Here is an 11,118-nt window from a genome sequence, read left to right as displayed (position 1 = left end):
AATTTGACCAGGTGGCATTAATCACTTGCCGTCAACCCCTGGTTACGGTGGCGTAGGTCACTTCGAGGAAGGAAGTATGTTCTGACGTGGCAGACGATTCGAAGAACAACGCAAGTGGCGCCAGTGGCGCCATCGGGTCGTACGCAGCCGTCGGGGACAGCTTCACCGAGGGGGTCGGGGACCCCGGCAGTGACGGGGCGTACATCGGCTGGGCGGACCGCCTCGCGGTTCTCCTGTCGGAAGAGCGGGCGGAGCACGACTTCCGGTACGCCAATCTCGCGGTGCGCGGACGGCTCCTGGACCAGATCATCGAGGAGCAGGTGCCCCGCGCGAAGCAACTCGGCCCCGAGCTCGTGACCTTTTGCGCCGGGGGCAATGACATTCTGCGCCCCGGCTCCGACCCGGACGCCGTCGCGGAGCGTTACGAGGGGGCCGTGGTCAGCCTGCGCGAGTCGGTCGGCACGGTGCTGGTGTGCACCGGTTTCGACACCCGCGACATGCCGGTGCTCAAGCATCTGCGCGGCAAGATCGCTACGTACACGGCACACGTACGGGCGATCGCGGACCGCAACGACTGCCCGGTGCTGGACCTGTGGTCGCTGAAGTCCGTGCAGGACCGCAGGGCCTGGAGCGAGGACCGGCTCCACCTGTCACCCGACGGGCACACCCGGGTGGCGCTGCGCGCGGCCCAGGTGCTGGGCCTGGACGTGCCCGCCGACCCGGACCAGCCCTGGCCGCCGGAGGCCGAGAAGTCCGCCTCCGAACTGCGGCGGGACAACATCCACTGGGCGCGGGAGCACCTCGTGCCGTGGATCGGGCGCCGGCTGCGCGGCGAGTCCTCCGGCGATCACGTCGAGCCGAAGCGCCCGAACCTGCTGCCCCTGTAGGTACCGGCGGTCACTTCCGGTCACATACGGTCACACGGAAGATCGGCCCAGACGACCCGGCCCCGGCCGGTGTCGTCGGGCCGTACGCCCCAGTCGCGGGACAGGGCGCCGACCAGCAGCAGGCCCCGCCCGCCCTCCTGGTCCATGGTGCCGACGCGGGCGCGCGGTACGGAACAGCCGCGGCCCTGGTCGGTGACCGAGACCCGCAAACGCGCGCCGGACAGGGTCAGTTCGCAGGAGACCTTCTCGCTCTCGGTGTGGCACACCGCGTTGGTGAACAGCTCGGAGACCACCAACTCCGCGTCCTCGCGCACCTGTTGGTGCGCGCCCCATTCATCCAGTGCCGCCAGTACGCGTCTGCGCGCCTCCGGCACGGACGTGCGCCGCGCCGGCAGATGGAACGCGCTCTGGAGTCGCTCGGCGACAAAGCCGCCGCAGCGCCCGAACGATGCAGCGTTGTCGGAGTAAGCCACGCCAAAACTATGTGCGATGTTGGTCACCGATGGCAAGGATCAGTCTGTAATTTGCAGAATCGCAACCACAGTCTGTTCGTGTTGCCCGCGACATGACACACTGCTGATCACTCGACCGGTTGGAGGGGATCAGCAGTGGCGGACGCACGGTCGGGTGGCGCCCCCACCGTCCTGCGGGTGGTGCTCGGCAAGCGCCTCCAGGACCTGCGCGAGAAGGCGGGACTGTCCTACGAACAGGCCGCCGCGGCCCTGGACGTCACCCACGCCACCGTACGGCGCATGGAGAAGGCCGAGGTCGGCCTCAAGATCCCGTACGTCGAGAAGCTGCTGGCCACCTACGGAGTGTGTGACCAGGGCGAGATCGACGGCTTCGTCTGCCTGGCCCGCGAGGCCAACCGCCCCGGCTGGTGGCACAAGTTCAGGGACGTACTGCCCGACTGGTTCAGCGCCTACGTCAGCCTGGAGACCGCAGCCAACCTGATCCGGTCCTACCAACCACACTACGTCCCGGGCCTGTTGCAGACCCAGGACTACGCGCGCGCCGTGCTGCGCGCCGGAATGCCGCACGCCGCCGACACCGAGCTGGACCGCCTGGTCGACCTGCGCATGGCACGCCAGGCCCTGCTCGACCGGGAGAACGCCCCGATGCTGTGGGTCGTCATGGACGAGACCGTCTTTCGACGCCCCATCGGCGGAACGCGCGTACTGCGCGACCAGATCACCCGTCTGATGGAAGCCGCCGAGCGGCCGAACGTGCGCCTGCAGATCATCCCGTTCGCCGCGGGCCCGCACCCCGCCATGTACGGGCCGTTCCACATCTTCCGGTTCCCGCTCCCCGAGCTGCCGGACATCGCCTACTCCGAAGACCTGGTCAGCGCCCGGTACTTCGACCAGCGCGACGATGTCTCACAGTTCCTGGAGGCCCTGGACCGGATGTGCGCGCAGGCCGCGCCGGCACACACCACCGAGGCCCTTCTGGGTGGCTTTCGCAAGGAGATCTGAACCATGGATCGGGATCGCATACGCATCTACAACGGCATGCCCGCCAAGGAGTTGGGCACCGAGGGCTGGCACAAGCCGTGGAGCGGCGGCAACGGCGGCGAGTGCGTCGAGGTCATGCGGCTGAGCGACGGCCGGGTGGCGCTGCGCCAGTCCACCGACCCGGACGGCCCGGCCCTGATCTACACCCACCGAGAGATCGAGACCTTCATCCGCGGGGCGAAGAACGGCGCGGCCGACTTCCTGCTGACCGCGGCACCGTGCAGGGGCACCGAACGGAGGACGGCGTGAGTACGGAACGGGGCTTCGCGGCCGAGGAGATCGACACCAGCAGACCGCATCCGGCGCGGATGTACGACTACTACCTGGACGGCCGGGACAACTACGAGGTGGACCGGCTGGCCGCGGAACGGGTCATCCAGATCCACCCGCAGGCCCGCGACAGCGCCCGCGCCAACCGCGCCTTCCTGCACCGGGCGGTGCGCACGGTGGTCGGCGGCGGCATCCGGCAGATCCTCGACATCGGCACCGGCATCCCGACCTCCCCCAACACCCACGAGGTCGCCCGCGAGGCCGCCGAGGACGTCCGGGTCGTCTACGTCGACAACGACCCCATCGTCGCCACGCACGCCGGGGCACGGCTGACCAACACCGCCGACACCGGATTCGTCCTGGCCGATGTGCGCGACCCGAAGTCCATCCTCGATCACCCCACGGTCCGCGAACTGATCGATTTCGACCGGCCGGTGGCGCTGATGCTCGTCGCCGTCCTCCACTTCGTCAAGGACGCCGAGGACCCGGCCCGGATCGTCGCCACCCTCGCCGACGCGCTGCCCAGCGGCAGCTGCCTGGTGCTCTCGCACGCCACCGGCGAGCCGTACGAGGAGTACGAGAAGGGCCGCACGGACGTCGAGCGGCGCGACGAGGTGCTGGACGTCTACAAGAACGCCACCGCCATGCTCACCCTGCGCACCAAGGCCGAGATCGAGCCGCTCTTCGGCCCGTTCGAGCTGCTGGACCCCGGGGTCGTACGGGTCCCGCTGTGGCGCCCGGACACCGCGGTGCCCGGCGCCCGGGAGATCAACGACGTGGTGTTCTACGGCGGGGTGGGCACGAAGGGCTGAGCGGCAGGCGCAGGGGCAGGGGGCGCGGGAACCTGCCCGGCGTCCTGCCCGCCGACCGCGGCCGCGAGCTCCTCGGCGCTGATGAGCGAGGTGTGGGTGCCCTGCGTCGTGCAGGCGTACGCGCCCGCGACGGCGCCCAGGCGCGCGCAGTCCTCCAGCGCGCGGCCCGCCAGCCGGCCGTGCAGGAAGCCGCAGACGAAGGCGTCGCCCGCGCCGTTGCTGTCCACGACGGGGCCCGGCGCGGCGGCGGCCGGGATGTGCCGTGGCGTGCTGTCGTCGGCGGTCAGGAGATAGGAACCGCCCGCCCCCGCCGTGGCGATCACCGCCTCGGCCCGCCCCTCGCGCAGGATCTCCCGCATCACCTGGCCGATGCGCTCACCGGCCCCCGCCGCGCTGAGGAAGACCAGGTCCGAGCGGAGCGCGAACTCCCGGTGGTGGTCGGCCAGTCCGTCCCAGTCGTGCAGGTCGGTGGAGACCGGGAGCCGGAGCGCCTGGATGTCGTCGTACAGGAAACGGGCGAAGTGCACGATCGAGAGGTGTACGTGGCGGGCGCGGCGCAGGTGCGGCAGGTAGTGCTCGGGCGGCATCCGCAGATCGAGCGGGTCCCGGGCGTCGTAGAAGGAGGTGCGGCGGCCGTCGGGCGCCACCAGGTTCACGGCGCGCCGGGTGCCGTGCGGCGAGAGGAGCGGGTGGAAGGCGACGCCGGTGCCCGCCAGCCGCTCGCGGACCAGGGAGCCCGGGTGGTCCTCGCCGATGAAGTCGACGAAGCCGGTGGCCAGTCCGAGCGCGGCGCAGCCCAAAGCGACGCCGGTGCCCGTGTGCCCGGCCCACTCGCGGATGGGGGGAACGCCGTAGGAGTCGGCGTGCGGCACCGGGAGCGCGCCGACGCTGACGATCGTGTCCACCCCCGACCCGCCCACGACCAGCACGTCGTAGGGATCGTGCGGCGCGGTTTCCTGCTGGAGTGTCACAACTGTCCTCGCGTGCCTGGCTGGTGGGTGTCCGTGGCGGGAAGTCTCCCCGGCCGGGGAGCGCCTTGAGGATTTTAGGGAAGGGTGAGGGCGGTCCGTGGGACGAGAGGGGCATGGCATGCCGGACGTGGTAGTGATCGGCGGCGGGCTCGCCGGGATGCTCGCCGTCGCCGCCCTGCTGGGGCACGCCAATACGGTCACCGTCGTCGAGCGCGACCGCTATCCGGACGGGCCCGCCTTCCGCAAGGGCGTACCGCAGGCCCGCCATCTGCACCTCTTCCTCAGCGGCGGCCAGCGCGCCCTGGAGAGCCTGCTGCCCGGCACCGTCACCGCCCTCACCGGGGCCGGGGCGCGCCGCCTGTACCTGCCGGGCCAGCTCCTCACCCGCACCCCCACTGGCTGGCAGCACCCCTTCGACGAGCGCCGCCACCCCTGCCTGAGCGTCACCCGGCCCGTACTGGACGCGGTGGTCCGCGAGCGGGTGCTGCGGGCGGCCGCGGCCTCGCCCACCCGTGTGGAGGTGCTGGAGGCGACCGAGGCGATCGGGCTGTGCGGCGACGCGGGCCGGGTCACCGGCGTACGCGTCCGCCCGCGCGAGGGCGGCGGCCAGGGGCGGACGGCCGGACGCGAGCTGCCCGCGGCCCTCGTCGTGGACGCCTCGGGGCGCGGCTCGCGCACCCCGCGCTGGTACGCCGAACTGGGCCGGAGCGCCCCCTACGAACAGCTGCTGGACCCCGAAATCGCCTACGCCACCCGGATGTTCCGGCCCACCGACCCGGCGCTCGCGCCCGGCGCCGGCATCAACATCCCCGCCTGGCCCGCCAGTCCGCGCGGCGCGGCCTACCTCCCCGTCGAGGACGGCAAGTGGATGCTGACCCTGTCCGGGGTGCGCGGCCACCACCCCTCCACCGACGAGGAGCCGTTCGCCGCCTTCACCGCCACCGTCGGCGACACCTGCATCCACCGGCTGCTCGCGCACGCCGAGCCGATCTCGCCCATCCACGGATTCCGCGACACCTTCAACCGCCGCCGCCACTACGAGCGCCCCGGCGGCGTGCCCGAGGGGTTCGTTGTCCTGGGCGACGCCACCTGCACCTTCAACCCCGTCTACGGCCAGGGCATGTCGGTCGCCGCCCTCGGAGCGCTGGCGCTGCGCACCGCCCTGGAGAGCGGCGGACTGCGCCCCGGGCTCGCCGCGCGGGCCCAGCGCGCCGTGGCCCGGGCCGCCGACCCCGCCTGGCTCGCGGCCGTCGGCGCCGACCGCCCCTACGCGGGCGCCCAGGACACCCGGCCGGGCCCCGGCGAGCGGCTGGGTGCCCGGTACGTGGACCGCCTCACCGCCCGCGCCGCCATCGACCCCGTCGTCGGCGCCGCCTTCCGCGACGTCCTCTGCCTCACCGCCCCCGTCTCCCGCCTCCTGTCCCCGCGCGTCGCCCTGCGCACCCTCCTGCTCCCACGGCGCGGCGCCCTGCCCGCACCGCCCCCGGCCGCCGGGCTCACCCGGCAGCGGGCGTGAGGGCGCCGCCGGGGCGCTTCATCCTGCGGAAATACAGATGCACCGGCCGGGCGGCAGCCGCGAGGGTGAGGCATGGGATGGACGACGACAGGTGATATCGAGGAGTTCCGGGCCGCGGCGCAGGGATTTGTGCGCTCCCGGCCGGACCGGCACACCGTACTGCTGTCGGTGACGGCCGCACTGCGCGCCAACGGGCCCGGGGCGTACGGCGACACGGCCCCGCTGTACGGCTGGTGGCGGGGGCCGGGCGGCGCGACGGCGGGCGCCTTCGTGTGGACCCCGCCCCGGCCCGTACTGCTCTCCCCGATGCCCGCGCAAGCCGCCGCCGAACTGGCCGGGGCGCTGGCCGGCGGACCGGAGCCGGTGCCGGGGATCAACGGCGGGCAGGAGGCGGCCGAGGCGTTCGCCGCGCAGTGGCGGGCCCGGACCGGCGAAGGCGCGCGGCTCCGGGCCCGCCACCGGCTGTACCGCCTGGGCGAGCTGACCGCGCCTGCCGTGCCGCCGCCCGGTGCGGCCCGGGTCGCCACCCGCTCCGACCGCGAGCTGCTGATCGACTGGTTCGCCGCCTTCAACCGGGACATCGGCCAGCCGCCCGAGCCGCACACCCGGCTGATCGACGACCGCCTCTCCTACGGCGGATGCACGCTGTGGGAGGCCGGCGGCCGGCCCGTGGCCCTGGCCGGGGCCACCCGCACCCTGGAGGGGACGGCCCGGGTCGCGCCCGTCTACACCCCGCCCGAGCTGCGCGGCCGCGGCTATGCGAGCGCGGTGACCACGGCCGTGACCCGCGGCGCGCTGGCGGCCGGGGCCCGGGAGGTCCTGCTCTTCACCGACCTGGCCAACCCCACCAGCAACGCCCTCTACCAGCGGCTGGGCTACCGCCCCGTGGAGGACCACGTCGTCCTCGACCTGGGGGCCGTGCGGGCGGACTAGCTGGCTTCACGGTCCCTGGGGGGCTCGCTGAGGCGGTCCGGAGCGTACGGGAGCGGGCCGGGGTGTGCGGCGGCATGAGGGCGCCATGAGTGGGGCGTGAGCGCCCGTCCCTAGGGTCGGCGTGCGGGCTGTGGGCGCCTGCGGGCCCGGGGAGGCGTGCGCGCGCCGCCGCCGCGTCCGCGGGGCGGTTGCCGCGGGCGCCCCGCGCGGAATGCGGCGGCCGGTCGCGCGGTTCGGCTCCACGGGCGATGGTGAGTGGTGTCCGGGTGGCGCCGCCCCCGCGCCACCGGCCGCGCACCGCTGTGGCCTGCAGGAACCCGCCGCCCACGCGGCCCGTTCTCCTCGCGACCGCACCCGATCCTGGAGGTTCCGTGACCGGTTCCCACTCCCGACGCGTGAGTCTTTCCGCCCTGCGCCCCGCGAGCTTCGGCGCCGAGCCCACAGGGGAGCGGCTGGCCAGGATGCGCAGGTCGCCGCAGTTCGTCGACGGCCAGTTCCGCAACCCCGCGCCGACCCGCCAGCTGCTCCAGGGATCCGCCCTGCCCATGGCCCGTACGCAGCTGAGCCGGGAGGGGCGGCTGCGCAGGGCGCCGGTCGGCCCGATCCCCGTGCACCGGCCCACCGGCCGGGACTGGGGCCGCCCGCCCGCCTCCGGGCTGCGGCTCACCTGGATGGGGCATTCCAGCGTCCTCGCCGAGATCGACGGGCAGCGGGTGCTCTTCGACCCGGTCTGGGGCGAGCGCTGCTCGCCGTTCACCTGGGCCGGGCCCAAGCGGCTGCACCCGGTGCCCGTCGATCTCGGCGAGCTGGCGCCGGTGGACGTGGTCGTCATCTCGCACGACCACTACGACCACCTGGACATGTCCACCGTCCAGGCGCTGAGCGGCACCGGCGCGGCCTTCGTGGTACCGCTGGGCGTCGGCGCCGACCTGGAGTTCTGGGGCGTACCGGCCGAGCGGATCACCGAGCTGGACTGGCACGAGTCCACCCGGCTCGGCGGACTGCGGCTGACCGCCGCCCCCGCCCAGCACTTCTGCGGCCGCGGGCTGCGCGGCCCGCAGCACACCCTGTGGGCGTCCTGGGTGGTCGCCGGGCCCGAGCACCGCATCTACCACAGCGGCGACACCGGTTATTTCGGCGGCTTCGCGCAGATCGGCGCCGAGCACGGCCCGTTCGACGCCACGATGATCCAGATCGGGGCCTACAGCGAGTTCTGGCCCGATGTGCACATGACCCCCGAGGAAGGGCTGCGCGCCCACGGTGACCTCGGCGGCGGCGCTCCGGCGGGCACCCTGCTCCCCATCCACTGGGGGACGTTCAACCTCGCCCCGCACCCGTGGGCGGACCCCGTGGAGCGAACGGTTGCAGCGGCGCACTCAACGGGCGCGAAAGTCGCCGCGCCCCCTCCCGGCAAGCCCTTCGAGCCGGCCGACGAGCAGATCGTGGAGCCGTGGTGGCGGGCCATCGCCGTTCCCCCCGTACAGGGGTGGCCGAGCTGGCCCCCGGCGCGCAGGGCGCTGCCGAGCGCCAATCGGGAGGCCTCAACTCCCGCCGGATGAACGGTAGTTCGTATAGAAGCGAAACCCAGTGCGAGGTTTCCCCTCCCAAGGAGGTGGCGAGGGGTAGCGAAACCCGGAAGGGGGTCTAAACCCCGCCCCGGCAACCACTAGCGTGCGTCTTCCGTGAACTGCCGACGGCCGATCCGGAGGGCGCCGATGCCTGCTCCATACCCCCAAGGGACCCCGACGTCCCAGGAGGCCCAGGGACCCCATGGGACCGAGGCCCCCCGGGGAGCAGCCGCCGTGCCCTCGGGCGGACGGCGCCGCGAGCGCGAGGGCGGCCGCCACGGCCGGTCCCTGCTGCGCGACTCCGCCGCCGATTCGGCCATACGGTCCCGCCTGGTACGGCTGGCGGCCATCCCCTGCCTCCTGGTCGCCGCCACCTGCTCCGCCGCCCTGGCCTTCGTCGTACGGGCCGGCGGCGCCCAACTGGCCGCCAGGGACTGGGTGGTGCTGCTCGGCGGCCTCGCGCTGGTCTGCGGCATCGTCCTGGTGGCGGGCGTCGCGGCGGGCGCCGAGGCGCGCGCCCAGGTCACCCGCTACGCCCGGCTCCGCCAGGTCTGCGCCCGCAGCCAGTCCGACCTGTACGACCTGCTGCACCGCGTACGGCAGGGCGAATGGCTCCAGCAGCGCGACCACCAGCCGCCCGCCCTGCCCTCCGGCGACACCCTGGACCTGCTGGCCTACGAGGTCGCCGCGGCCGGCCGGGCGGCCGAGTCCGCCGTCATCGACGCCGTCGCCATCGCCCGCTCCAACGCCAGCGGCAGCGAGCAGAAGGTCGAGGTCTTCGTCAACCTCGCCCGGCGCCTGCAGTCCCTGGTCCACCGCGAGATCGAGCTGCTGGACGAGCTGGAGAACCAGGTCGAGGACCCCGACCTGCTCAAGGGCCTCTTCCACGTCGACCACCTGGCCACCCGCATCCGCCGGCACGCCGAGAACCTCGCCGTCCTGGGCGGCGCCATCTCGCGCCGCCAGTGGAGCCGCCCGGTGACCATGACCGAGGTGCTGCGCTCCTCCATCGCCGAGGTCGAGCAGTACCCCAGGGTCAAGCTCGTACCCCCCATCGAGGGCACGCTGCGCGGTCACGCCGTCGCCGACGTCATCCACCTCCTGGCCGAGCTGGTCGAGAACGCCACCGTCTACTCCGCCCCGCAGACCCACGTCCTGCTGCGCGCCCAGCTGGTCACCGCGGGGCTCGCCGTCGAGGTCGAGGACCGCGGCCTGGGCATGCCCCTGGACGAGCAGGCCCAGATGAACGCGCTGCTCGCCGACCCCGAGCACGTCGATGTCGCCGAGCTGCTCAGCGACGGCCGCATCGGACTGTTCGTGGTCTCCTCCCTGGCCCGCCGGCACGGCATCGTCGTCCGCCTGCAGAGCAACATCTACGGCGGCGTCCAGGCCGTCCTCATCCTGCCCCAGGGCCTGCTCGGCGCCGACTGCGTACCGCAGGACCAGGAAGCGGCTCCCGAGGACCACCGGGCCGCCCGGTCCGGCCGCTCCGCCGTCACCGAGGAGCCGCGCCGCCGCCTGGTGCGCGCCCCCCACGCAGCCGTCGACCCCGTGGCGGACCTGCCCGCGCCGACGCCGCGCACCGGGGAGCAGTCCCCGGCCACCGTCCGCGGCGAGGGCCAGCTGCCCGGCACCGACCGGTACGCGTCCACGGGCACCTCGTACGCCGAGGAGACCACCACCGCAGCGAGGCAGAGCGGAACGTACGCCGGAATGGCCCACACCGCCCACACCACCGCGCAGCACGCCGCCGACAAGCGGGCCGCCACCCACCTGGCCGCCACCGCGGCGGCCGACCGCGGCAGCGCGCAGAGCGCGGGCCACGGCCGCGGCGCCGAGACGGAGGCCGGATCCGCGGCCTACCGCTCCACGGTGGACACCGGGCCCGGCCCGGTCGTGCTGCCGCCCGCGCCGCCCGCCGACGGACTCCGGCCCTCCCTCCCGCGCCGCCGCAAGCAGGAGCACCTCGTCCCGCAGCTGCGCGGCGAGCCCATCCTTCCCTCGGCGGGACGGCCCGACGGCGGGCCCGAACCCGAGCACGACCCCGGCCTGATGGCCGCCTTCCGCCGTGGCATCAGCCTCGCCGACGACAGTTACGCCGCCACCCGCGAGGGCGGATACGGCGATTACGACGGCGGCCGAGACGCCAGCTACGACCCCCCGCAGGTCCGCCCCCGAGGAGACGACCCCAACCATGGTGAGTGATGTGCGTGTGCAGGCTCAGTCACAGCTTCAGACGGGCCAACAGAATGACCTTTCCTGGCTGTTGACCGGCCTGGTGCAGCGCGTGCCGCATGCCTCCAGCGCGCTCCTGCTGTCCTCCGACGGCCTGGTCAAGGCCGCCCACGGGTTCGACCCGGACAGCGCGGACCACATGGCGGCGCTCGCCTCCGGCCTGTACTCCCTGGCCCGCAGTGCCGGAGCGCGCTTCGGCGAGGGGGGCGACGAGGTCCTCCAGGTCGTCGTCGAGCTGGAGTCCACCTTCCTGTTCGTCTCCACGGCCGGATCGGGCGCCTGTCTGGCGGTACTGGCCGACCGGGAGGCCGATGTGGCCGTGCTCGGCTACGAGATGGGCATGCTGGTCAAGAGCGTACGGCCGTACTTGGCGACACCCGTGCGGCAACAGGCGCAGGCAGGCGGTCGCTGA

General features: G+C 73.5%; 11 protein-coding genes. 9 read left to right on the top strand and 2 right to left on the bottom strand.

All coding sequences use genetic code 11. From position 1 onward, the window contains the following. The first annotated feature begins 86 nt into the window (after positions 1 to 86). Complete coding sequence (locus tag AC4IJH_RS11610) at positions 87 to 887, top strand: SGNH/GDSL hydrolase family protein (RefSeq protein WP_490851531.1); 801 nt, start codon at positions 87 to 89, stop codon at positions 885 to 887. A 20-nt stretch (positions 888 to 907) separates the two neighbouring features. Here the strand turns inward: AC4IJH_RS11610 and AC4IJH_RS11605 are convergent, their stop codons facing one another. Next, on the bottom strand, positions 908 to 1,360 hold the full coding sequence (locus AC4IJH_RS11605) for an ATP-binding protein (RefSeq protein WP_490851530.1): 453 nt from the start codon (positions 1,358 to 1,360) through the stop codon (positions 908 to 910). A gap of 135 nt (positions 1,361 to 1,495) precedes the next feature. Between AC4IJH_RS11605 and AC4IJH_RS11600 the strand changes: the two genes are divergently transcribed. The 3 genes from AC4IJH_RS11600 to AC4IJH_RS11590 are packed head-to-tail and all read left to right on the top strand — an operon-like array spanning position 1,496 to position 3,483. Further along, a complete protein-coding gene (locus AC4IJH_RS11600) occupies positions 1,496 to 2,362 on the top strand; it encodes a Sco1979 family transcriptional regulator (RefSeq protein WP_490851529.1) in 867 nt (288 codons plus the stop codon). Positions 2,363 to 2,365: 3 nt separating this feature from the next. Then, positions 2,366 to 2,650 carry a DUF397 domain-containing protein gene (locus AC4IJH_RS11595; protein WP_490851528.1) on the top strand — a complete coding sequence of 95 codons (285 nt, stop codon included), beginning with the start codon at positions 2,366 to 2,368 and terminating at the stop codon, positions 2,648 to 2,650. A 59-nt stretch (positions 2,651 to 2,709) separates the two neighbouring features. Next, complete coding sequence (locus AC4IJH_RS11590; RefSeq protein ID WP_490851614.1) at positions 2,710 to 3,483, top strand: SAM-dependent methyltransferase; 774 nt, start codon at positions 2,710 to 2,712, stop codon at positions 3,481 to 3,483. On the opposite strand, the gene AC4IJH_RS11585 is transcribed toward AC4IJH_RS11590, so the two are convergent. Then, positions 3,456 to 4,454, bottom strand: a complete 999-nt coding sequence (locus tag AC4IJH_RS11585) for a carbohydrate kinase family protein (RefSeq protein WP_490851527.1) — start codon at positions 4,452 to 4,454, stop codon at positions 3,456 to 3,458. The genes AC4IJH_RS11590 and AC4IJH_RS11585 overlap by 28 nt on opposite strands. Before the next feature lie 118 nt (positions 4,455 to 4,572). Here AC4IJH_RS11585 and AC4IJH_RS11580 point away from each other — a divergent pair, with 118 nt between their 5' ends. The 5 genes from AC4IJH_RS11580 to AC4IJH_RS11560 all read left to right on the top strand — a co-directional run bounded on the left by AC4IJH_RS11580 (position 4,573) and on the right by AC4IJH_RS11560 (position 11,118). Next, the gene (locus AC4IJH_RS11580; protein ID WP_490851526.1) at positions 4,573 to 5,970 is read left to right on the top strand and encodes an NAD(P)/FAD-dependent oxidoreductase; all 1,398 of its coding nucleotides are present in this window, start codon (positions 4,573 to 4,575) and stop codon (positions 5,968 to 5,970) included. Positions 5,971 to 6,042: 72 nt separating this feature from the next. Further along, positions 6,043 to 6,903, top strand: coding sequence for a GNAT family N-acetyltransferase (locus tag AC4IJH_RS11575; protein WP_490851525.1), 861 nt, complete (start codon positions 6,043 to 6,045; stop codon positions 6,901 to 6,903). A 371-nt stretch (positions 6,904 to 7,274) separates the two neighbouring features. Next, positions 7,275 to 8,462, top strand: a complete 1,188-nt coding sequence (locus AC4IJH_RS11570) for an MBL fold metallo-hydrolase (protein ID WP_490851524.1) — start codon at positions 7,275 to 7,277, stop codon at positions 8,460 to 8,462. A gap of 156 nt (positions 8,463 to 8,618) precedes the next feature. Next, a complete protein-coding gene (locus AC4IJH_RS11565) occupies positions 8,619 to 10,676 on the top strand; it encodes a sensor histidine kinase (protein WP_490851523.1) in 2,058 nt (685 codons plus the stop codon). After that, positions 10,666 to 11,118 (top strand): roadblock/LC7 domain-containing protein, encoded by a 453-nt coding sequence (locus AC4IJH_RS11560; RefSeq protein WP_490851522.1) that lies wholly within the window; start codon positions 10,666 to 10,668, stop codon positions 11,116 to 11,118. The genes AC4IJH_RS11565 and AC4IJH_RS11560 overlap by 11 nt, the downstream gene beginning before the upstream one ends.

Source organism: Streptomyces sp. UF-297, from assembly GCF_058245575.1.
Note: the sequence above shows the minus strand (reverse complement) of the source record. Positions and strands in the feature narration are given on the sequence as shown.

Bases quoted from the DNA above. Each gene is read 5' to 3' on its own strand.
- AC4IJH_RS11595 (WP_490851528.1), top strand. From the start codon at position 2,366: ATGGATCGGGATCGCATACGCATCTACAACGGCATGCCCGCCAAGGAG.
- AC4IJH_RS11590 (WP_490851614.1), top strand. From the start codon at position 2,710: ATGTACGACTACTACCTGGACGGCCGGGACAACTACGAGGTGGACCGG.
- AC4IJH_RS11575 (WP_490851525.1), top strand. From the start codon at position 6,043: ATGGGATGGACGACGACAGGTGATATCGAGGAGTTCCGGGCCGCGGCG.
- AC4IJH_RS11560 (WP_490851522.1), top strand. From the start codon at position 10,666: ATGGTGAGTGATGTGCGTGTGCAGGCTCAGTCACAGCTTCAGACGGGC.
- AC4IJH_RS11565 (WP_490851523.1), top strand. From the start codon at position 8,619: ATGCCTGCTCCATACCCCCAAGGGACCCCGACGTCCCAGGAGGCCCAG.
- AC4IJH_RS11580 (WP_490851526.1), top strand. From the start codon at position 4,573: ATGCCGGACGTGGTAGTGATCGGCGGCGGGCTCGCCGGGATGCTCGCC.